The sequence below is a fragment of the Sphingobium sp. B8D3A genome, from assembly GCF_025961995.1.
GTDB lineage: Bacteria > Pseudomonadota > Alphaproteobacteria > Sphingomonadales > Sphingomonadaceae > Sphingobium.
On sequence record NZ_JAOQOS010000001.1, the window covers coordinates 2,270,651 to 2,292,459 of the forward strand.

The following is a 21,809-nucleotide window of genomic DNA, read 5'->3' on the forward strand; positions in this document are numbered from 1 at the left end:
ACCATGCCCCGCGAAATCACCGGCTTCTCCAACCCGCTCGTCAAGCGCGTGCGCGGCTTGCGGGAAAAGAAGCTGCGCAAGCGCGAAGGCCTGTTTCTGGCCGAGGGCCTGCGTATCCTCACTGAAGCGCGCGAGCGCGGCATTCTGCCGGAGATGCTGTTCATGGCGAGCGATGCCCGCCCGCATCCGCTGGCCGACGAGCTAATCGCGGCGGTCGAGGCGCAAGGGGGCGACGTCATTCTCACCAGCGCGGATATTCTCGGCAAGATTTCCGGCAAGGATAATGCGCAAACGCTCGTCGGCGTCTATCCCGACCGGCTGACACCCCTCCCCGCGCTTGATCGTAGCGCGGCACCAATCTGGTTCGTCGCGCAGGCCATGCGCGATCCCGGCAATCTGGGGACGCTGCTGCGCATTGGCGATGCGGTCGGCGCGGGCGGCGTGATCCTTGTGGATGACTGTGTCGATCCCTTCTCCGTCGAGACGGTACGCGCGTCGATGGGCGCCCTCTTCACCCAATCCATCGCGCAGGCGAGTTGGGCTGACTTCCTCACTTGGCTCCGCACGGGGCCGGGCCAGCTTGTCGGCACCAGCCTCAACACCGAGCATGATTATCAGGCGCCGCGTTACGAGGCCCCGACCTTTCTGGTGATCGGCAATGAGGCGCGAGGCCTGCCCGCCGATTATGAGGCCGCGTGCGACCTGCTGGTCAAAATCCCGATGATGGGCCGTGCGGACAGCCTCAATGCGTCCGTCGCCGGGGCCGTGATGGCCTATGAAGTGCTGAACCAACAGCGCCGGCGCTGATCTCTCTTCTGTCACCCCCATCCGCGCCATCTAGCGCTGCTGCCCGGAATTGAGCTAGGGCATCGCCGTCATATGTGAGGGGGGCCAACTTTGAACGACGCAGCAACCGCCGGAACGCCGGCGCCCAGCGGCCTGTCTGCTATGGTGAAGCACCGTCGCGTGCTCGTCGCGAGTCTGGCCGGCACCACGGTCGAGTTCTACGATTTCTATATCTATGCGACGGCGGCGAGCCTCGTCTTCGGTCCGCTCTTCTTCCCCGCCACGTCGCCGACAGCGCAGCTGATGGCGGCTTATGCCAGCTTCGCCCTCGCCTTTCTGGCGCGCCCGCTCGGCGCCGCCGTGTTCGGCCATTATGGCGACCGGATCGGCCGCAAATCGACGCTCGTCGCCTCGCTCATGCTTATGGGCGGCTCGACCTTCCTCATCGCCTTCCTGCCGACTTATGCGATGATCGGCTGGGTCGCGCCGCTGCTGCTCTGCATCCTGCGCTTTGGCCAGGGCTTCGGCCTGGGCGGCGAATGGGGTGGTGCTGCGCTGCTGGCGGTGGAGAATGCCCCCCCGGGCTGGCGCGCGCGCTTCGGCATGATGCCGCAACTTGGCGCACCGCTGGGCTTTGTCGCCGCGAATGGCCTGTTCCTGCTGCTCGGCCTTTGGCTCAGCGATGCGCAATTCATGGCGTGGGGCTGGCGCCTTCCCTTCCTTGCCAGCGCGCTGCTGGTGATCATCGGCCTGTGGGTGCGCTTGAAGATGGGCGAGACGCCCGAGTTCAAGGCGGCGCTGGAGGCCGAGCCGCCGGCAGCCATTCCGTTGGCGGAACTGCTCACCCGCCATGTGCGCGCGACCATGGCCGGAACGCTCGCCGTCGTCTGCTGCTTCGCGCTGTTCTACATCTCCACGGCCTTCGCGCTGGGCTATGCCACGGTGAACATCGGCATGGCGCGCAGCGAGGTGCTAACCATCCAGCTTGCGGCCATCCTGATGCTCGCGCTGGGGATCATCGTGGCCGGCTGGTGGTCGGACATGCGCTCGGCGAGCCGTGTACTGATTGCCGGATGCGCCGCGACGGTGCCGCTCGGCATCGTCTTCGGCGCCGGGTTCGATGCCGCCAATCCGCTGGCGCTCTTCCTCATCCTCGCCATGTCGCTGCTGCTGATGGGATTCACCTATGGCCCGCTCGGCGAATGGCTGACCGCCCTCTTCCCGCCGCGCGTGCGCTATTCTGGCTCATCCTTCGCCTTCAATGTTGGCGGCATCATCGGCGGGGCCATGGCACCCATCGCCGCGCAATATCTGGTGAGCACGCATGGCGTGGGCGCTGTGGGCCTCTACCTTTCAGGCGCGGCCGTGATCAGCCTCATCGGGCTGGTGTGGCTGGCGCCGAGGGACTCGCAGGCAGACTGAAGGCCGCCGGGAAGACGTGACCGGGCTCTCGCCCGGCCACCAGATCATTGTCAGGATTCTTGTCAGGCCAGCGCGCCGTGACAATGCTTATACTTCTCGCCGGAGCCACAGGGGCACGGCGCGTTGCGGCTGATTTCCTCACCCGCATAGGGATTGCCCTCACCCACCGCCGCAGCCGTCGCGGCGCGCGGAATGGTGGTGGTGATGAACCCGCGCGTGCCGGCATCGATGTCCGCGCTGTTATCCTCACCCGTGAACGGGTCGATATGGCTGGTGAGGAAGTCCGGCAGCTCGGGCAGCGGCGGCGGCACAGGATCCTGCATCTGGAACTGCACATGGCTCACCGTGCGGCTGACATCCTCGCGGATGTTCTCCAGCATCCGCTCGAACAGGGCGAATGCCTCCTGCTTATACTCGTTGATCGGCGTCTTCTGCGCATAAGCGCGCAGGTGGACGACCTGACGGAGGGCATCCAGCGTCGCCAGATGCTCTTTCCAGTGATGGTCGAGATTCTGCAGCAGGATGCTCTTCTCGATCTGCGCCCAGGTCTCGGGCTTGAGATCATTGACCTTCTCCGCCAGCGCAGCATCGGACAGCGCGGTGAGGCGCTCGACGAACAGCTCCGGATCGACCACGTCCTCGGTCAGCCAGCCATCGATGTCCGGCGTCAGACTCATCACCGCCTCAAGGCGCTCCTTGAGCTGCGGAATGTTCCACTGCTCGGGGTAGGTGCCCGGAGGACAGGCGGCGCCGACGATGTCGTTGATCGTCTCATGGCGCATCTCGGTGACGACGTCGCCGACCGTCTCGGCATCCATGATCTCGCTGCGCTGCTCGTAGATCACCTTGCGCTGGTCGTTCATCACGTCGTCATATTCGACGACCTGCTTGCGGATTTCGTAGTTGCGCTGTTCGACCTTCTTCTGCGCGGTCTCGATCGCCTTGCTCATCCACTTGGACGGCGGAAGCGCCTCGCCATCCTCAAGGCTGGAGCGCATCATGCGTGCGAACAGCGTGTCCGGGCCGAAGATGCGCAGCAGATCGTCATCGAGGCTAAGGTAGAAGCGGGACAGGCCCGGATCGCCCTGCCGGCCGGAGCGGCCACGCAGCTGGTTGTCGATACGGCGGCTTTCGTGCCGCTCCGTGCCGAGCACGAACAGGCCGCCGGCGGCGAGCACCTGCTGGCGCTCGGCCTCGATTTCCTCTTCGATCCGCGCAATTGCGGCATCGCGCTCAGGGCCTTCCGGCATGTCCTTGAGCTCATCCTCAACCCGGAATTCCAGGTTGCCGCCCAGCTTGATGTCGGTGCCACGGCCGGCCATGTTCGTCGCGATGGTAACCGCGCCGAGCCGCCCGGCCTGAGCCACGATGCCGGCTTCCTGCTCGTGGAAGCGCGCGTTCAACACCGAATGCTTCACGCCTTCCTCCTTGAGGAAGCTGGAGAGCAGTTCGGACTTTTCGATGGAGACGGTACCCACCAGCACTGGCTGACCCTTGGCGGCATGTTCGCCAATCGTCCGGGCGATGCCTTTGAACTTGTCCTCAAGGCTCTTGTAGAAGAGGTCCTGATCGTCCTGACGCTGCACTGGCAGGTTGGTCGGGATGGTCACCACGTTCATCTTGTAGATGTCGTAGAATTCCGCCGCCTCGGTCGCCGCCGTGCCGGTCATGCCCGAGAGCTTCGGGTACATGCGGAAGTAATTCTGGAAGGTGATCGAGGCGAGCGTCTGGTTCTCCGGCTCGATATTTACGCCTTCCTTGGCTTCCACGGCCTGGTGCAAACCGTCAGACCAGCGGCGCCCGTCCATCATGCGGCCGGTAAACTCATCGATGATGACGACCTTGCCGTCTTTCACGATATAATCGATGTCGCGCCGGAACATGAAGTTGGCGCGCAGAGCCTGGTTCACATGGTGGACGACCTGTGTGTTCTCGAAATCATAGAGATTGGCGCCCTGGAGCAGCCCTGCGTCCTCCAGCATCCGCTCCACCTTCTCGGTGCCGTCCTCGGTCAGCACGATGGAGCGCTGCTTCTCGTCCTTTTCGTAATCCTCATCCGCGAGGTTCTTCACCAGCGCGTTGACGGACATATACATCTCGGACTTGTCGTCCGTCGGGCCGGAAATGATCAGCGGCGTGCGCGCCTCGTCGATCAGAATCGAGTCCACCTCGTCGACGATCGCGTAATTGAACGGGCGCTGGACCATCTGGTCACGCTCATATTTCATGTTGTCGCGCAGATAATCGAAGCCAAGCTCGTTGTTGGTCGCGTAGGTGATGTCCGCATCATAAGCCGCGCGACGCTCCGGCTCAGAAAGATTGGGTACGATCACGCCCGTGGTCAGCCCAAGGAAGTTATAGAGCTGGCTCATCCACTCGCAGTCGCGCCGGGCGAGATAGTCGTTGACGGTGACGACATGGACGCCCTTGCCGGGCAGCGCGTTGAGATAGGTCGCGAGCGTCGCGACCAGCGTCTTGCCTTCACCGGTGCGCATTTCGGCAATCTCGCCGCGGTGGAGCACGATGCCGCCGACCATCTGCACGTCATAATGCCGCTGGCCGAGCGCACGCTTCGCGCCCTCGCGCACCGTCGCGAACGCCTCGGGCAGGATCTGGTCGAGCGTCGCGCCGTCGGCGAGCTGGCTGCGGAACTTGGCGGTCTGCGCCTTGAGCTCATCATCGCTCATCGCGACCATCGTCGGCTCGAAGGCGGCAATCTGATTGACCGTCTTGCTGAGAGACTTGACGTAACGCTCATTTGAAGAGCCGAAGAAGAATTTGGCAACGCCGCCGAGCATATCGGAAATTCCTGTCTGAAAACGGAAAGGTCGGGCGCCGGTTCACACACCGGCAAGCGAACGCGCCGTGAGCCAGCGCGCGAACAGCAGAATGGCAGACCAGCACATGGCGGCCTGCGGCGGGCTTAGATCAGCCAGCTCTGCTTCAGAGAAAGATGGGTGCGGCCATTACGGGCCGGCAGCGCGAGTGCCGTAGCCTGATCTGCCCGTACAAGGACGGCCTCGGCCCGCGTGTCACCGCGGGACAAGACCCGCGCGACCGCAATCGCCTGCTCACTGGAGGGAGCCTGCTGCGATTCTGCACTGAGTTCCACCTGCGCAGGCGCCACGCGGCTCTCGCCGACCATCAGGCCGGACAGCGACGCAAGAAGCGCAGACAGGAGGATCATCAATTGCAAGTCGCAGGCATCCCGGCCGGTAAGACGCACCCCACATAGGATGCGGCAGGCGGTTCGTCTACGCCCTTCACCATGAACGATCCGGAAACGGGCCGTCCATGGCTGGTGCAGGATCAGACGAGCCGGCTCTGCTTGAGCGCCGCCGCAATGAAGCTGGCAAACAGCGGGTGCGGATCGAACGGCTTGGACTTGAGTTCCGGGTGGAACTGCACGCCAATGAACCATGGGTGATCCGGCCGCTCGACGATCTCCGGCAGCGTGCCATCCGGCGACATCCCGGAGAAGATGAGGCCGCCCTGTTCGAGCGGTTGGCGATAGGCCGCGTTCACCTCGTAGCGGTGACGATGGCGCTCGCTGATATCCTCGGCACCGTAGATGCTGGAAACGACGCTGTTGCCGCTCAGCTTGGCCGGATAGGCACCCAGGCGCATGGTGCCGCCGAGGTCCGTATCGACATTGCGGGTTTGCAGCCCCTCGGCGCTCATCCACTCGGTGATGAGACCCACGACCGGCTCGCTGGTCTCGCCGAACTCGGTGGTCGAGGCGCGCTCGATCCCGGCGGTGTTCCGCGCACCCTCGATGCAGGCCATCTGCATGCCGAGGCAGATGCCGAAGAAGGGCACGCCCCGCTCGCGCGCGAACCGCACGGAGGCGATCTTGCCTTCCGATCCGCGCACGCCGAAGCCGCCCGGCACAAGAATGCCATGCATCGGCTCGAGCTGGGCCGCGATGTCGCTGTCTTCGGCCTCGAACAGCTCGGCATCGAGCCACTGGACCTTCACCTTCACGCGATTGGCCAGCCCGCCATGCACGAGCGCCTCGTGCAGCGACTTGTAGGCATCCGGCAAGCCGACATATTTGCCGACGACGCCGATGGTCACTTCGCCTTCGGGGTGGACCTGCCGGTCCATGATATCGAACCAGCGGGTCAGGTCCGGCTCGCGCGAGCCTTCGATCCCGAAGGCGCTCAGCACGGCGCGGTCCAGCCCTTCACGGTGATACTGCACCGGCACGGCATAGATGCTGCTGGCATCGAGGGCGGGAATCACGGCTTCCGTGCGCACATTACAGAACAAGGCGATTTTCGCCCGCTCGCTGTCCGGCAGCGGATGCTCGGTGCGGCAGAGCAGAATGTCGGGCTGAATGCCGAGCGAGGTCAGTTCGCGCACGCTGTGCTGGGTCGGCTTGGTCTTCAGTTCGCCGGCCGCCGCAATATAGGGCACCAGCGTCACATGCACGAGCACGGTCTGGCCGTGGCCCAGCTCATTGCGGAGCTGGCGGATGGCCTCCATGAACGGCAGGCTCTCGATGTCGCCCACCGTGCCTCCGATCTCGCACAGCACGAAATCGACATCGTCCGTCTCGGCCAGAGCGAAGCGCTTGATCTCGTCCGTCACGTGCGGGATCACCTGCACGGTGGCTCCGAGATAATCGCCGCGCCGCTCGCGCTGGATGATCGTCTGGTAGATGCGCCCTTGCGTGACGTTGTCGGCCTGCCGGCTCGCAACGCCCGTAAAGCGCTCATAATGGCCAAGATCGAGATCGGTCTCCGCCCCGTCGTCCGTCACATAGACTTCGCCATGTTGATAAGGCGACATCGTGCCGGGATCGACATTGAGGTAAGGATCGAACTTACGGGTGCGGACCTTGTAGCCACGCGCTTGGAGGAGCGCCGCAAGCGACGCAGCCATAAGGCCTTTTCCAAGCGAGGAGACCACGCCGCCGGTGATGAATATGAACCGCGCCATGGGAGAGGAGGCTTACGCTGAACTCGAACGGAAGGGCAAGCGAACGAATCCGCTACCGGTGAAAAAAACTGGTGGATCGTTACTGCGCGAGCGGGGCGCCAGCAGCGCCATTGGCAGGCGCCGAGGCCGGACCGGCCGGTGCTGCCGCGCTGTTGGCCGCGCCGGAAATGCCATCACCATCGGCAATCGGCGCCGACATGTCGCTGGTGCCGGACTGGCCGACCAGCGAGGTATCGATCGTCGCGGCCCGGTGCTGCGTAGCGGCAATCACCGCCAGCACGATGCTCATGCCCACGAACAAAGTCGCGAGAATCTTGGTCGCCCGGCTGAGGAAATCCGCCGCGCCGCGCGCCGACATCAGACCAGACGGGCTGCCACCGCCACCCATGCCGAGCCCGCCACCCTCGGACCGCTGCATCAGAATGACAGTGACGAGCGCGAAGGCGATGATCGCCTGGACGACAAGGAGAAAGGTGAACAGCATGAGCGGTTAGGACATCCCGACGGGTGTTGAAGCAGCGCCCTTAGCGCGCATTGCGCCGGGCATCAACCTTTGCTCTTGCTGTCACCGGTCGATGGGCGAACTACCACAAGGCGGGCTTGGCGATCATTAGCCAGAAGGTCGCGATGAGCCCAAGGAAAGCGGGCCAGCCAAGGGCAAACCACAAGCTCATGGCTCGTGCGTACTCTAATCCCAACGGAACGCCATTCTCCCATGCCTCATGGGCCAGTCGCTGCGCCTTGATTTGCAGCCAGACAACCGGCACCCAGCAGCCAAAAGCAACGGCATACAAAACAAGCGCCACGAGCAACCATGGTTCGGTAAGAGACCAACCGGCGAGATGGGCGAGCCAGATACCGGTCACCGGTTGGACGATGCCGCTCGTACCCGTAAATATCCAGTCCGCGCGCACCACCATCCGTCCGACGCTGGCAATGGTCGCGGGATCCCGCGTGAGGTGCGCATTCCAAAGATACCAGGCTGTCCCGGCTCCAAAGCCGAACAGAATGGTGCTGCTCAGGACATGCACCCACTTCAGGATCAGATAGGACTCCATCAACGCCGATCCGCGATCGCTCCGTGCATCAACACGGCAAGGAGAATAGGCGCATTCTTAAGAAGCGGCCCCAGAGGATCAATCCAGAGTTCTGGAAGCGCATAACCGATCACCGCAGTATAGCCGATGATAAGCAGGCATTGGCCGAGAGTGGACCATCGGCCGAAACGATCCACAAGCAGCCATCCCGCCATCGCTATGTCCAGTAGGCTCCCAGCGATGCGCAATGGTTCTGTCCAAAGCAAAGGCAATCCGAGTCCACTCGTCACCTCCTCCGTACGGACCTGACCATGAGCGAAACCCAGCCAGGCCGACACTAACCACATAAGCACAAGAACGATCTTGAGTGCCGGCGCCAGAAAATAGAGCCGGGCGTGCCAGCGATCCTGCACCTGCGCAGGACTCGCCTGAAGCGCCACATCGAGACTGCGGGGCCGAAAGCCGATGGCCCGCTCGAAAGCGGCACTGTCACCAGCGTTTCCCGCGACCATCTGGTCAAGGCTGGACGAGGACACCGGGCCAGAGCCGAAAAAGTCCCCGGCCTTTCCAAGAACGCGCATGAGGGGCATCGGCACACGCAAGATGGCAGCATCGCCAAAACCCAGCCAGCGGCGATAGCGCACAAGAAGATCGCGCAGTTCCATCGTGTCGGGTCCAACCGGCTCCAGCACCTGTCCCGCGAAAGACTCGTCCTCGCAAACGATGCGGATGGCACGGGCCAAATCTTGCGCGTGGACAGGCGTGAACGGGAAGCGCCCATCACCGGCCATCGGAATCGCCCAAGGCAGTCCCGCCAATCCACGCATCAGGGACGTGCCGCCATAGCTGCCATCCCCGTAAACCAGTGACGGGCGCAGAACGGTCCAGTCGACTCCCGAGTCCCGCAAGGCAACCTCGCCCGCCAACTTGGTGCGGGCATAAGCGGTCTGCACGTCCGGCCGCGCGCTGATCGCCGATAAGAGTAGCACCCGCTGTACACGGGCGAGTCGAGCGGCTTCGTATAAGGCCGAAGGCATCGTGACATGCACCGAGGTCATCTCTCGTCCGCGCAAAACACCTGCGCAATTGATGATGACATCCACGCCAACGAGAACCGGCGACCAGTCGGCCACCTGCAACGCGCGGGAAAGGTCTACCCGTATGAAAGATACGGCAGGAAAGCGCGCTTCGAGGCCGTCCAGCGACCGCGCTGTCGCGACGAGGTCATGCCCGGCTGCGAGAAGTACCGCCATCACTTCCCGGCCGATAAAACCGCCCGCGCCCAGCACCAGAACTCGCATGCACACCCCGCCCCTTGTTCCCATCAATTCATAGACGAGAATCAGTCTCAGCCATGGAAATAATCATAGACCGTCTGCGCGACCGCCGATGAAACGCCGGGCGCGCGCTGGAGGTCGTCGAGGCTGGCGTTGCGCACGGCGCGGGCGGTACCGAAATGCATGAGCAGCGCTTTTTTGCGCGCGGGACCGATGCCGGGCACCTCGTCCAGCGAACTGACAGTGATCGCCTTGGCCCGCTTCTGCCGGTGTGCGCCGATCGCAAAGCGATGGGCCTCGTCGCGCAGGCGCTGCAGGTAGAACAGCACCGGGTGATTGACCGGGAGCTGGAAATCCCGCCCGTCCAGCAGGTGGAACACTTCCCTGCCCTCGCGACCATGATGCGGCCCCTTGGCGACGCCGACCATGGGGACATCCTCGATGCCCATTTCTTCCAGCGCCTTGCGCGCTGCGTTGAGCTGGCCCCGGCCGCCATCGATCAGCACCAGGTCCGGCCATTCCCCGGATTCGCGATCGGGATCTTCCTCGGCGGCGCGGCCGAAGCGGCGGCCGAGCACTTCGCGCATCATGCCATAATCGTCGCCCGCGACCGTCTCGGGGCGCTTGATGTTGAACTTGCGATAGCCGCTCTTGCGGAACCCCTCAGGCCCCGCCACCACCATGGCGCCCAGCGCACTGGTGCCCTGAATGTGGCTGTTATCGTAAATCTCGATGCGATTGGGCGGCCCTTCCAGACCCAGCAATTCGGCCATATCAGCGAGAATCTTGCCCTGCGCACTGCTCTCGGCCTGACGGCGCTCCAGCGCTTCCTCGGCATTGCGCTGGGCCTGCTTGATGAGCTTCACGCGGCTGCCGCGCTGCGGCACCTCGATGCGCACCTTGCGGTCCAGCTTCTGGCTCAGCGCCTCGGCGAGCAGCAGCGTCTCGGACGGCTCGCGGTCGCAGAGCACCAGCGGCGCGGGCGGCACATCCTCATAAAATTGCGCCATGAACTGCATCAGCACCTCATCCTCCCCCACCTCGGCGGTGTGGACCGGGAAGAAGCTGCGATGCCCCCAATTCTGCCCGCCGCGAATGAAGAAGGCCTGGATGCACATGCCGCCATTGCGGCTGGCGAGCGCGAAGATATCGGCATCGCCCAGCCCCTCGGCGTGGATCGCCTGGCTGCCCTGGATGAAGGTCAGCGCCTTGAGCCGATCCCGGTAGACGGCAGCCATCTCGTAATCGAGCGACTCCGCCGCCGCGTTCATGGCCTCGCCGAGCCGCGCCTGCACCGCCGTGGACTTGCCGCCGAGAAAGTCCTGCGCGTCCTGGGTCAGGGCCGCATAATCCGCCTCGTTGATCCGCCCCACGCAGGGCGCGGAGCAGCGGCGAATTTGATACAGCAGGCAGGGCCGCGACCGATTGGCGAAGAAGCTGTCCGTGCAACTGCGCAGCAGGAACAGCTTCTGCAGCGCGTTGAGCGTCTTGCGCACCTGCCCCGCCCCCGCGAAAGGCCCGTAATATTGCCCCTTGTAGCGCCGCGCACCGCGGTGGAGCTGCACGCGCGGAAAGGCGTGATCCTCACGCAGCAGGATGAACGGGAAGCTTTTGTCATCGCGCAGCAGCACATTATAGGGTGGCCGAAAGCGCTTGATGAGTTGCGCTTCCAGCAGCAGCGCCTCGGCCTCGCTCTGGGTGGTAACGATCGTCATCGAGCGGGTCTGCGAGACCATGCGCTGCAGCCGGCGCGGCAGGCGATCGACCTGTGTGTAGTTGGACACCCGATTCTTGAGCGCCCGCGCCTTGCCGACATACAGCACGTCGCCGCGCGCATCCTGCATTCGATACACGCCGGGTCGCGTGCCCAAGGTCTTCAGCGTCCCGCGAATCGCTGCGACGCCGGCGTCCACGTCCGGCAGTTCACTACCCCGGATGGTGGAGGTCGCCTTTTCTTCATTGAAGCGATTGGGGGACGATGGCCGCTCGGTCATCCGCGCCATTTAGGGGCGAGAGGCGGACAGGACAACGGCCTCCTGCCTCAACCGGCCGAAGCACGGCCCGTCAAATGCAGAAAGGCGGGACCAATCGCTCGGCCCAGCCTTTCTAAAGCCATCGATCTGAAGTTCGTTCAGTGCGCGAGCTTGCCGATCACGTCGTCGACGAGGCCCTTGTCGGCCGCGGCACTGTGGGTCTCGCGGATCAGCACGCCGGCTGCTGCCGTCGCCGCTGCAGCCGCCTTGGCGCGCACATCGGCAATGGCCGCGCGCTCAGCTGCGGCGATCTTGTCTTCCGCCATCTTCTGGCGACGGACGACCAGCGCTTCGGCTTCCGCCTGCGCTGCAGTGATGAGATCGGCAGCTTCCTGCTCGGCCGCCGAGCGCATCGCATCGGCTTCCTTGGCGACAGAGGCGATCCGGCCTTCATACTCGGCCTTGAGCGCTTCGGCTTCCTTCCGGAGCCGCGCGGCTTCGTCGAGCTGATTGCGAATCGTCGCGATCTTGGCGTCCAGCGACCGGGCGATGAGCGCCGGCACCTTCTTCCAGATCAGCACCGCGACGAACACGAGCATCGAGAGGCTGACCCAGCCCGTCGCATCCATCCCCAACGCGGTGGCGTCCGGAACATGGTGCTCGGGGCCGCCCACGGCTTCCGTGGCCGCGTGGATGTCGCCGTCCAGATTCTGGACCTTGTCGGCGTTTTCGAGATTGAACTGCACGGCGCCGGAGCCGTTGTCGCTTGCCGGGGCTGTCTCGGCAACCTGTGTCATGGTCTGGTTTGCCATATCAGAGTACCGCCTTCACTGCCTTGAGCGCCGCATCCGGCGACACCTGCGTGCCGGCGACCTTCTGCACGATGTCCGCTGCGGCGTCCGCTGCAACGGTTTCGATCTGCGCCAGCGCCTTCACACGACCGGCCTCGATCTCGCCTTCGGCTGCGGCCAGCTTTTCGCTGAGCGCTGCGTCGGTTTTGGCCAGCGCAGCCTCGCGATTGCGAGCAGCTTCAGCCTTTGCCTGGGCCAGACGGCCCTGCGCAGCGGCACGCGCTTCATTTTCCTTCGCCCGCCAGTCGGCTTCGAGCGCATCGGCCTTGGCCGAATTCGCACGGGCCGCTTCGAGATCGTCGGCGATCTTCTTGTCGCGCGCATCCACCGTGGACTGGATCTTCGGCACCATGCCGCGACCGATCACGAAAAACACGAACCCGAATGTCAGCAGAACCCAGAAGATCTGCGACGAGTAGGTTGCGGCGAGCTGGGCTATCTGAGGCATATCACCTGTCCGTTTGCGCGGTCCGGCGGCAGCCCGTCATTGGGCAGCCGCCGGCTCCACATCATCGTCTGTCGTCTTGCGGGCGATCAGGCGACGAAGATCAGGATCATCGCGACGACGAACGCCAGCAGGCCGAGAAGCTCTGCGGCGGCGAAGCCGATGAACAGACGGCCCTGCTGGCCGTCGGCAGCGCCCGGATTGCGCAGCGCGCTCTCAAGGAACGAGCCGAAGACGTTACCCACGCCAAGCGCGGCCACGCCGGCACCGATAGCAGCCAGACCGGCACCGATCAGCTTTGCGGCTTCTGCGTCCATGTTACTTAACTCCTTTTCTGAAACTCGATTTGGTCGTTGGTTGAAACTCAGTGCAGATGCTCGGCGTCGTGAATGTACAGCGACGTGAGCAGTGCGAAAACATAGGCCTGGATGCCAGCGACCAGGATCTCCAGCGCAGAGATGCCGACCATCAGGGCAAAGCTGGGGATGCCGACGCCAAGGCCGGGCGCCACGCCGGCAGCCGAAGCGTTGATCACGAAGCCGGCAAGCACCTTGAGCAGAATGTGACCGGCGATCATCGCGACGAATAGTCGCAGGCCCAGCGAGAAAGGGCGCACCATGAACGAGACGAACTCGATGATGGGGATCAGCCAGATAAGCCACAGCGGCGTGCCGTGCGGCACGAACAGCGAGAAGAACTTGAGGCCATGCTTCCAGAAGCCGACGATCAGCACGATCGAAAAGCTCAGGATCGCGAGAACGCCGGTTACCGTGAAGTGGCTGGTAAAGGTGAAGGGATGCAGGCCGAAAATGCCGATGGGCAGCAGGCCGAGCAGGTTGGCGAAGAGGATGAACATGAACAGCGAGAAGATGTAGGGCACATATTTGCGCCCGCCCTTGCCGATATTGTCATCGGTCAGCTTCGCGATGAAGCCGGTCATCGACTCTACAGCCGCCTGCCAGCGCCCCGGCACCAGATCGCGCTTCATGCCGAGCAGCATGAAGCCCCACAGAACGACGACCGTGATCACCATCCACAGCGCGCTGTTGGTGAACGCAATGTTGTAACCACCGAGGCTCCACTGTTCGGTACCGAACAGCGGCTCGATGGCGAACTGGTGCATAGGATCGATCTTGCCGGGTTCTGCCACGTCTGATTCCCAAAAAGCCGTCTGCGATTATGACGAAAGCGCCCTTACTTCTCAGGACGCTTCATCGAAATCTTCCAAATGTTCCTGAAGGCTACGATGATCCCCAGAAAGAGGAAAACCAGCAGGAGCCAGGGCGATGTGCCGATGAACCGGTCCAGGACCCATCCAATCAGCGCGCCGCCGACAAGACCGCCGATCAGCTCCGCAAGAACCCGGTTGCCGAGGCGATAATTCTTATCGCCGCCAACTTCCCGGTCCGCTCCGGTCCTGACCTTTTCGACTGCCTCGGCACGTTCCAACCGCTCGCTGAGCGACTTGATGCGTTCATCTTCGGCAATCGGGTCTCGCCCAGGTTCGGTCTCTGTCATCGTGCCAACTCCCGTTCACGCCAAGAGACGTAAAAACCAGCGCTGCATGACGTGCCTGAGCCGCCCCCGTCAAGGCGCGGCCCGTGTAGAAAGCGTTGGCGTGCAAGTCAACACTGGTGACCGCGCCGGAGGGATCAGGCGGATTTTCGAGGAAAATTAGGCCCTCAGTGGCGCGAATCGCTCAACGTGTGGCGGTGGCGCAATAATCCGGCAGCGCAATCGGCCCGGCGCCTTTGGTCTGCCACGGACCATTGCCGATCCGGTAGATCTGCCCTTCCGAAACGCGCCCGGCCAGCGTCTGACAACCGGTCACGGCCGCCATGTCCTGTACGGTCACGCCACGCTTGGCCGCCAGATCGGTGTAAGCCGCGCGGCGCTTGATGTTGAGCGCATCCACGGCGGCGCGCACATCGCTGCTCACCGAGCCGTTGACGCCCAGATAGCCATCCGACTGCTCGCCGACCGTGCCGGCCGACTTGGCGGCACTCACCACCGCGTCCTGCGCGATAGCCGGAGCCGCTCCGACGACGCCGAGACCGAAAACTGCCGCAAGCGCTGCGGCGCGAATGCTGTGCATATATGTCATTTCGGGAAAAGCTCCGGATTGTTCTCGATGAGGTCCTTGGCGTCCTGCTGCAGGCGCACGACCACTTCCTGCTGAATCTTCACGTTGAGATTGATCTCGATCGGCTTTTCGGGCGCGCGCACCTGAATGCAGCCGCCTGCCGCTCCGGCAAGCGCCAGCCCCATCCCCAGTCGCGTCGCGCGCGATGTCCATCGTCGGTGCCTCATTTCCTGTCCCCTTCTATCCTCTTGTCGCTGTCCACCGGCTGAACGGCCACCCCGGAGGCCCGCGTGGACGCTCCGCTGCCGACGGGCACAAACTGGTCGCCCAGACTGCCATTGATGAGCTTGGTCGGATCGGCAAGCCCGGTCGCGGTGTTGAGCAGCCCCCGGAAGGGCGCCTCGATCCGCACATTGAACAGGAAGGGCAGGCCAAGAAACGGCCGCGCCAGGAAGCTACGGCGCGTTTCTTCCGTGCCCTGATTGACCCCGTTGATGCTGACCTGCGTGACAAACTCGCCATCGATGGCGCCATCCAGCCGGATTGCGAGGCAGCGATAGCCCAAATTCTTGAGCGCGTCGAAGGCCAGCCGCGCCATCGCGTTGAGCTGCGCGTTGGACACCTCACCCACATAAGAAAGGCGTCCGGCCCGGCGCTCTGGATCGCACGGGATCGTCAGGCCTTGCGTGCTGGTGAGGTAGCGTGGCTCGTCGCCCTCCTGCCGCGCAACCAGCAGGCCGCCAACGATCCGCCCGCCATCCTTGTCGAACACCATGGGCAGCAAACCATCGAAGGTGCCCGTCGCGGAGATATTCTCCAGTTCCAGCGTATTGATAAAGGCGCCCGCATCCAGCCCGACGACGCGGAAGGTGAGATTGCGCGGCTGGCGCGAATCCAGCGCGAGGGGGGCGGGCATCAGCTCCAGCATGCCGCCGGAGAACGGCCAGCGCCCGCCCTCGATCTCCGCCACCTCGCTGGAGAGCAATTGATAGCGTATGGTGCCGTCGCGCACCTCGATGCCCGGGTTGACGCTTTCCACCGTCACCACCTGGCCGGGTTCGGTGCGCAGGCCGAGCAGGTCCGTGAAGCGGATCGTCGTCGACAGGCCGGCGACCGGGCCGAAGGCGGCCGCGAAAGCCATATTCTCGGTCGAGAAGGTCCCGTCGCTGGTCACCTTGTCGCCGGTCCAGCGGATCTGGCCGGCGCCATTCACCATCCCGACCACGTTAGCGACCACGCCCAGCGAGAGCGGCGTGAGATCGTCCGGCTGAAGCGCATTGCCGAAGCGCAGGCCGTTCACGGTCAGATCGGCGCGGCCTGCGCCACGGCTTAGGTCGTGCCAGATCACCACATCGGCGACCTTGGCCTTTCGTTCCGGATGCACCAGCACACCAGTCGCCTCGATGCGATTGTCGGCCAGGGTCAGGCGCACCTGCTCGCCGGCCAGCGGATTGAAGCGCCGATCGGCCTGCGTGTCCGCGACGCGCAGATTGCCATCGACGGCCAGACGTCCGTCGGCGAACTGCCATTGCCCTTCCATGGCGGTGAGATCGAGCGGCACAGAGCCGATCCGGCCCCGGCCTGCCGAAATCGTCCCGGCAAGGCCGCCCGCCGACCCACGTCCGCCCGTCAGGCGATCGGCAGCGAGCCGGACCGGGGCTTCGGCCGCGCCAATGCGCACGTCCGGCTGCTGGATTTCGAAGCGGCCGGTGGTGAGGCCGTAACGCGCTGCGCTTGCATCAAATGCGAAGGGATTGTCGCCCAGCCGGCCGCGCAATGCCACGTCGCGGATCGCGGCCGTGCCCTCGCCCAGCCCGCAAACCTGTAACGCCGCAGGATCGAGGACGAGGCCGGACGTGCTGAGCGACGCCCAGCGCAAGGGCACGCAAGTCCTTGATAGACTGACCGACCCGCCTGCCCCGATGCGAGCATCCAGCGGCATCTGCAGGCCCTTGACCGCGCCGCCCGGCAAGGGGCCGTCCAGCGTCACCTGCGTCTGGAGGCTGCCGCGCCCCGCGCCATCCACGGCAAAGCGCAGCGGGGTGAGCGCAAGCCGCGCCCCGCCGGCATCATAAGGCCGCAACGTCGCGGTGCCGCGCACACCGCCTTGCTCCTGCGTGGCGAACTCGATGCGCCCCTCCGGCAGATCGCCGCCGGAAATATCCAGCCGTCCCGAAGCCCGAAGGCCGCCGGGCCAATCGATGCGCACCGCGCTGCCTTCCCAGTTCTCGATCCGCGCGCCGCTGGCGGACCGCAGCGCGAACCGGTCGAGCCGTGCATTGCCGTGAGACCCGAGCATATTGACCTGGCCCGCCAGTTCGATGTGATTGCGCCGGCCGATCGCCTCGACGGCGCGCGCCAGCTTGTTCGCGATCGGTTCCAGCGGACTGCCATCGGCCGCCGAAGCGAGGCGCGCGAGATTGATCCCGCGGGCCGGCCGGGCATTTTCGATGGTCCCGGTGCCTTGCCACGCCAGAGCGCGATTGCGGGAATCGAGCTGCACCGCGAAATTGCCGCCCAGCTTCGCCGCGTCACTTTCAAGGCCGTCGACAAGCGCGCTAACGGCGGCAAGCGAAGCGCTCCCCCGCAGGGTATCGCCTTCGCCTTTAAAGGTAATGAGCCCGGACAGTTCCTTGAACTCGCGCTTGCCCCGCCCGTCCCCTTGCTCGGCCAATGGCGCTGCGAGGCTCACTGCACCGCCCAAGGGTTCCAACGCCAAATTTGTGCGGATGTTGAGATCGAGCGTGGGGGCCGTCAGCCGGAGCTTCGCCGCCTCGCATCCAACGCCGCTGACATGGGCAGGGCCTTTGAGGTGAATCTCGCCATTCTCGGTCGCCACGTCCACTGGCGCCCGCAGCGCCCGCAGCCTGCAATCGCCAAAGGCTAGCGCCGGGCTCGCGAGATTAAGCTGACCATTGAACCCCGACGATAACGGCCCGCTGCCATCCAGCCCCAGCTCGACCGTGCCGTTGTTGGTAACGATCCGCGCCTGTGCATCCTCGATCACCGCCGTCCAGTCGGGCAGCTTGGGATCGCCCGTGCCGCCTTCCAGCAAGCGACTGACCTGACCCAAGTCCAGCGTGCCATCGGCAATCCGCCCACGCAGCCGAACGCCGCTGGCTTCAAGGCGATCGATATAAGGCCCGGTCAGGCCCCAGGCGAGTTCGAGCTCGATGAAGCGGACCGTGAGATCGGGCGATTTCGGATCGCCAATGACGAGATTGTCCAGCCGCTGGTGCTGCGGGCCAATCCGGGTGATCTCATATCGGCCCTGTACGCCCCGCTTGGCCAGTTCGCGGGCGATGAAGCTGTCGGCAATCGGCTCGCGCGCAAACCAGAGGCCGCCCGCGACCAGCAGCAGCGCCATCGCGCTCCCGCCGGCGATCCAGCGCACACGTTGACGGCGCCGGTGCAGCCGCTCTGCTGCACCCGCCTCTAGTCCGTCATCCTCTTCGACCCACTCGGTCAGACGTTTATCCCCGTCATTCCCGCTTGCCGCTCTGGCGGCTCGCGCTTAGCTACAATGTTCATGGGCGAAGGGCGATCCCGGGGCAAGAGCGAGACGAGTCATGATGGCGTTGGCCACCGCGCCCGCCTGCGGCAGCGACTCGCGTCCGGACCGGATGGGCTGCTCGACCATGAACTGATTGAATATCTGCTTGCGCTCGCCCTGCCACGGCGGGATACCAAGCCGCTGGCAAAGGCCCTGATCGCCCGCTTCGGCTCGTTGGGCGCCGTGCTCAGCGCCGATTGGGCCACGCTGATGCAGGTCGACGGCATGGGCGAGACCACGACCGCCGCGCTCAAGGCGACACAGGCCGCCGCCCTGCGGATGCTCCGCAACGAGGTGGCGGAGCGGCCGGTGCTGGCATCATGGCAGGCCCTGCTCGATTATTTGCGCGCCGACATGGCCCATCTCTCGATCGAGCGCGTGCGCGTGCTTCATCTCAATGCCCGCAACATCCTGCTGCGTGACGATCATATGGGGGACGGCTCGGTGGATGAAGCTGCCATCTACGCCCGGCAAGTTGCCCGGCGCGCACTGGAGTTCGGCTCTGCGGGCGTCATCCTCGTGCACAATCATCCCAGCGGCCTGCCCGAGCCGAGCCGGCAGGACATCCTCATGACTCGCGACGTCATCGCCGCGCTCAAGCCCCTCGGCGTGACCGTCCACGATCATGTCATTATCGCGACCGAAGGTCACCGTTCGATGCGGGCCATGGGACTGATCTGAGGTTGCGGCACGCGGATGAGGCTCTGATCAATCGGTCGACGCGCACCCATCTGCGGACGATTCGTTTCATTTCGCCGCGACCACCCACCACGGACAGCATTGATTTTTATCGCTATATCTCAGCACCTTGAGTCATAACCGCCGCCCTCACCCGGGTGATTTGCCCGTTTCGCCGCAGCCTGCTAGGGGCAGGCCGTCTCCAATTTGTCTCATCAGGAACCCGCCTCATGGTGCCTCGTTACGCCCGCCCGCAAATGACCGCGATCTGGGAGCCGGAAGCGCGCTTCCGCATCTGGTTCGAGATCGAGGCTCACGCGACCGAAGCGCTGGCCGAGCTGGGCGTGGTACCCAAAAGCGCCGCCAAGGCCCTTTGGGACTGGTGGGCCACCAACCCCTCTATTGACGTGCCCGCCATCGATGCCATCGAGGCTGTCACCAAGCATGACGTGATCGCCTTCCTCACCTGGGTGGCCGAGCAGATCGGCGATGAAGCCCGCTTCATGCACCAGGGCATGACCAGCTCGGACGTGCTGGACACCTGCCTCAATGTGCAACTTGCCCGCGCGGCCGATCTGCTGATCGCCGATCTCGATGCGCTGCTGGAGGCAATCAAGCGTCGCGCGTTCGAGCACAAGCTGACCCCGACCATTGGTCGCAGTCACGGCATCCACGCCGAGCCGGTCACCTTCGGTCTCAAGATGGCGGAAGCCTATGCCGAGTTCTACCGTTGCAAGGCGCGCCTGATCGCGGCCCGAGAAGACGTCGCCACCTGCGCCATCTCCGGCGCGGTCGGCACCTTCGCCAATATCGATCCCAAGGTGGAAGAGCATGTCGCGGCCAAGCTCGGCCTCACGGTGGAGCCGGTCAGTACGCAGGTTATCCCGCGCGATCGCCACGCCATGTTCTTCTCGACGCTGGCCGTGATCGCGGGCTCCATTGAGCGGCTCTCCGTCGAAGTGCGCCATTTGCAGCGCACCGAGGTGCTGGAAGCCGAGGAATATTTCTCGCCGGGCCAGAAGGGCTCGTCGGCGATGCCGCACAAGCGCAACCCGGTGCTCACCGAGAATCTGACCGGCCTGGCCCGCATGGTGCGCGCTTATGCCCTGCCCGCGCTCGAGAATGTCGCGCTGTGGCATGAGCGGGACATCTCCCACTCCTCGGTCGAGCGCTTCATCGGCCCGGACGCCACGATCACGCTCGACTTCGCCCTCGGTCGGCTCACCGGCGTGATCGACAAGCTGCTCGTCTACCCCGAGCGGATGATGAAGAACATGAACCGGATGGGCGGCCTCATCCACTCGCAGCGCGTGCTGCTCGCCCTCACCCAGGCTGGCGTGAGCCGCGAGGACAGCTATGCGATGGTCCAGCGCAACGCCATGCAGGTGTGGCAGTCGGATGGTGCGCATTCGCTGCTCGATCTGCTCAAGGCCGACCCGGCCGTTTCCGCGCATCTCTCCGGTCCACAGCTCGAGGCACTGTTCGACCTCGACTATCATCTGAAGCATGTCGACACGATCTTCACGCGGGTGTTCGGAACCGCTGGCTGACACGCCCGTTCCGGAAGCTCCCATGTCCGCAGGGAGGCGTTGAACTGCGCCCCTAGGCAAGCCGTCGCGGCGCGCTTATGGTCAGGCTCTACGGACCAAGCAGAGGAAGAGAAGCCATGCAGTTCCTCCGGACAGCCTTCTGGGTCGTACTGGCGATCATCATCGTCATTTTCAGCTTCGCCAACTGGACCCCCGTGATGATCAATCTGTGGGGCGGTCTCCAGCTTGAAACCAAGCTGCCGGTTCTCGTGATCGTCGCGTTTCTCGCCGGTTCTCTGCCGTTCTGGGCGCTGCACAAGGCCACCAAATATCGGATGCGTCGGCGGCTCGACAGCGCCGAGCGCGCCCTCGCGGCTTCTGCGCCGGCTGCGACGGCGCCGGTGGTTCACACCCAGGACCACCCCACGCCAACCGCCACGCCCGATCACATCACCCCCGCGGGATTCGACCCCGCACCGCCCGTTCGCACCATCGATGTGCGGGTGGACGACGATCTTAAACCGGCAGGCAGAACCGACACTCCATGACCAGCATCATCTATATCGCCATCGACACGCCCTCCCTGCCCCATGCGCAGGAGCTGGTTCAGAAGGTCCGCAACCATGTCGGCGGCATCAAGCTGGGGCTGGAATTCTTCTGCGCAAATGGCCACCATGGCGTGCATGAGATGCGCAAATTCGGCCTGCCGATCTTTCTCGACCTGAAGCTTCACGACATTCCGAACACCGTAGCCAAGGCGGTTCAGGCCCTGCACGCGCTCGAACCGTCGATCCTCACCGTCCATGCCTCTGGCGGACGGGCGATGCTGGAAGACGCCAAGGCTGCGGCCGGGGTCCACACCAAGGTCGTCGCCGTGACGACGCTCACGAGCCTTGACCAGACCGATCTGGAAGAAACCGGCGTCCACGGCGGTACGCAGGAACAGGTCGAGCGGCTGACGCTGCTTGCCAAGGAGGCTGGTCTCGACGGCATCGTCTGCTCCGGCAATGAGGTCGCCCGCGCGCGCAAGCTGTGGCCGGCCGGCTTCTTTGTCGTGCCCGGCGTGCGCCCGAGCGGTGCCAGCAAGGGCGATCAGAAGCGCGCGGTCACGCCGCGTGAAGCGGTGGATGCTGGCGCATCGCTGCTGGTCATTGGCCGCCCGATCACCCAGTCGCCCGAGCCTGATATGGCGGCACGCGAAATCGAGGCGACGCTTTAGGCGACAGACGAC

Annotated in this window: 21 protein-coding genes; 6 read left to right on the top strand and 15 right to left on the bottom strand. The window is 64.4% G+C overall.

The genetic code is table 11. The features are described 5' to 3' along the window. The first annotated feature begins 3 nt into the window (after window positions 1–3). Together M2342_RS10560 and M2342_RS10565 are read left to right on the top strand one after the other, a co-directional pair. Entirely contained in the window at window positions 4–807 is an 804-nt protein-coding gene (locus tag M2342_RS10560; RefSeq protein ID WP_264570576.1) for a TrmH family RNA methyltransferase, read from the top strand. 141 nt (window positions 808–948) lie between these two features. Continuing rightward, window positions 949–2,208 carry an MFS transporter gene (locus tag M2342_RS10565; protein WP_264577488.1) on the top strand — a complete coding sequence of 420 codons (1,260 nt, stop codon included), beginning with the start codon at window positions 949–951 and terminating at the stop codon, window positions 2,206–2,208. Between the two features lie 62 nt (window positions 2,209–2,270). Here the strand turns inward: M2342_RS10565 and secA are convergent, their stop codons facing one another. From secA to M2342_RS10640, 15 genes are all read right to left on the bottom strand, one after another. Next, window positions 2,271–5,006: a preprotein translocase subunit SecA gene (gene secA, locus M2342_RS10570; protein ID WP_264579055.1), complete on the bottom strand. Its 2,736-nt coding sequence runs from the start codon at window positions 5,004–5,006 to the stop codon at window positions 2,271–2,273. Window positions 5,007–5,131: 125 nt separating this feature from the next. Next, entirely contained in the window at window positions 5,132–5,404 is a 273-nt protein-coding gene (locus M2342_RS10575) for a hypothetical protein (RefSeq protein ID WP_264579056.1), read from the bottom strand. Between the two features lie 113 nt (window positions 5,405–5,517). Beyond that, complete coding sequence (locus M2342_RS10580; protein WP_264573014.1) at window positions 5,518–7,152, bottom strand: CTP synthase; 1,635 nt, start codon at window positions 7,150–7,152, stop codon at window positions 5,518–5,520. Window positions 7,153–7,231: 79 nt separating this feature from the next. Further along, entirely contained in the window at window positions 7,232–7,633 is a 402-nt protein-coding gene (gene secG, locus M2342_RS10585) for a preprotein translocase subunit SecG (protein ID WP_181561429.1), read from the bottom strand. 103 nt (window positions 7,634–7,736) lie between these two features. Beyond that, window positions 7,737–8,210, bottom strand: coding sequence for a DUF2269 family protein (locus M2342_RS10590; protein ID WP_264579057.1), 474 nt, complete (start codon window positions 8,208–8,210; stop codon window positions 7,737–7,739). After that, a complete protein-coding gene (locus tag M2342_RS10595; RefSeq protein ID WP_264579058.1) occupies window positions 8,210–9,490 on the bottom strand; it encodes an SDR family oxidoreductase in 1,281 nt (426 codons plus the stop codon). Before M2342_RS10595 ends, M2342_RS10590 begins: the two co-directional genes overlap by 1 nt. 47 nt (window positions 9,491–9,537) lie before the next feature. After that, window positions 9,538–11,460 carry an excinuclease ABC subunit UvrC gene (gene uvrC / locus M2342_RS10600; RefSeq protein ID WP_264579059.1) on the bottom strand — a complete coding sequence of 641 codons (1,923 nt, stop codon included), beginning with the start codon at window positions 11,458–11,460 and terminating at the stop codon, window positions 9,538–9,540. Between the two features lie 137 nt (window positions 11,461–11,597). Then, complete coding sequence (locus M2342_RS10605) at window positions 11,598–12,251, bottom strand: F0F1 ATP synthase subunit B (RefSeq protein WP_264573015.1); 654 nt, start codon at window positions 12,249–12,251, stop codon at window positions 11,598–11,600. A 1-nt stretch (window position 12,252) separates the two neighbouring features. Further along, window positions 12,253–12,738, bottom strand: a complete 486-nt coding sequence (locus M2342_RS10610; RefSeq protein ID WP_181559876.1) for an ATPase — start codon at window positions 12,736–12,738, stop codon at window positions 12,253–12,255. A gap of 86 nt (window positions 12,739–12,824) precedes the next feature. Further along, window positions 12,825–13,052 carry a F0F1 ATP synthase subunit C gene (locus tag M2342_RS10615; protein ID WP_014076610.1) on the bottom strand — a complete coding sequence of 76 codons (228 nt, stop codon included), beginning with the start codon at window positions 13,050–13,052 and terminating at the stop codon, window positions 12,825–12,827. Window positions 13,053–13,099: 47 nt separating this feature from the next. Continuing rightward, entirely contained in the window at window positions 13,100–13,885 is a 786-nt protein-coding gene (locus M2342_RS10620) for a F0F1 ATP synthase subunit A (protein WP_181559877.1), read from the bottom strand. A 44-nt stretch (window positions 13,886–13,929) separates the two neighbouring features. After that, the gene (locus M2342_RS10625; protein WP_181559878.1) at window positions 13,930–14,253 is read right to left on the bottom strand and encodes an AtpZ/AtpI family protein; all 324 of its coding nucleotides are present in this window, start codon (window positions 14,251–14,253) and stop codon (window positions 13,930–13,932) included. Between the two features lie 181 nt (window positions 14,254–14,434). Continuing rightward, entirely contained in the window at window positions 14,435–14,830 is a 396-nt protein-coding gene (locus M2342_RS10630) for a YdbL family protein (RefSeq protein WP_413715168.1), read from the bottom strand. A 5-nt stretch (window positions 14,831–14,835) separates the two neighbouring features. Further along, window positions 14,836–15,003, bottom strand: coding sequence for a YnbE family lipoprotein (locus M2342_RS10635; protein WP_181559880.1), 168 nt, complete (start codon window positions 15,001–15,003; stop codon window positions 14,836–14,838). 38 nt (window positions 15,004–15,041) lie between these two features. Further along, window positions 15,042–18,185, bottom strand: a complete 3,144-nt coding sequence (locus M2342_RS10640; protein WP_264579060.1) for a YdbH domain-containing protein — start codon at window positions 18,183–18,185, stop codon at window positions 15,042–15,044. 162 nt (window positions 18,186–18,347) lie between these two features. Here M2342_RS10640 and radC point away from each other — a divergent pair, with 162 nt between their 5' ends. The 4 genes from radC (at window position 18,348) to pyrF (ending at window position 21,797) form a co-directional block, all read left to right on the top strand. Then, entirely contained in the window at window positions 18,348–19,052 is a 705-nt protein-coding gene (gene radC / locus M2342_RS10645) for a RadC family protein (RefSeq protein ID WP_264579061.1), read from the top strand. Between the two features lie 227 nt (window positions 19,053–19,279). After that, window positions 19,280–20,599, top strand: a complete 1,320-nt coding sequence (purB, locus tag M2342_RS10650; protein ID WP_264579062.1) for an adenylosuccinate lyase — start codon at window positions 19,280–19,282, stop codon at window positions 20,597–20,599. Window positions 20,600–20,715: 116 nt separating this feature from the next. After that, window positions 20,716–21,126 (top strand): hypothetical protein, encoded by a 411-nt coding sequence (locus M2342_RS10655; protein ID WP_264579063.1) that lies wholly within the window; start codon window positions 20,716–20,718, stop codon window positions 21,124–21,126. Beyond that, the gene (gene pyrF, locus M2342_RS10660) at window positions 21,123–21,797 is read left to right on the top strand and encodes an orotidine-5'-phosphate decarboxylase (RefSeq protein WP_264575651.1); all 675 of its coding nucleotides are present in this window, start codon (window positions 21,123–21,125) and stop codon (window positions 21,795–21,797) included. Before M2342_RS10655 ends, pyrF begins: the two co-directional genes overlap by 4 nt. Window positions 21,798–21,809: the final 12 nt, after the last annotated feature.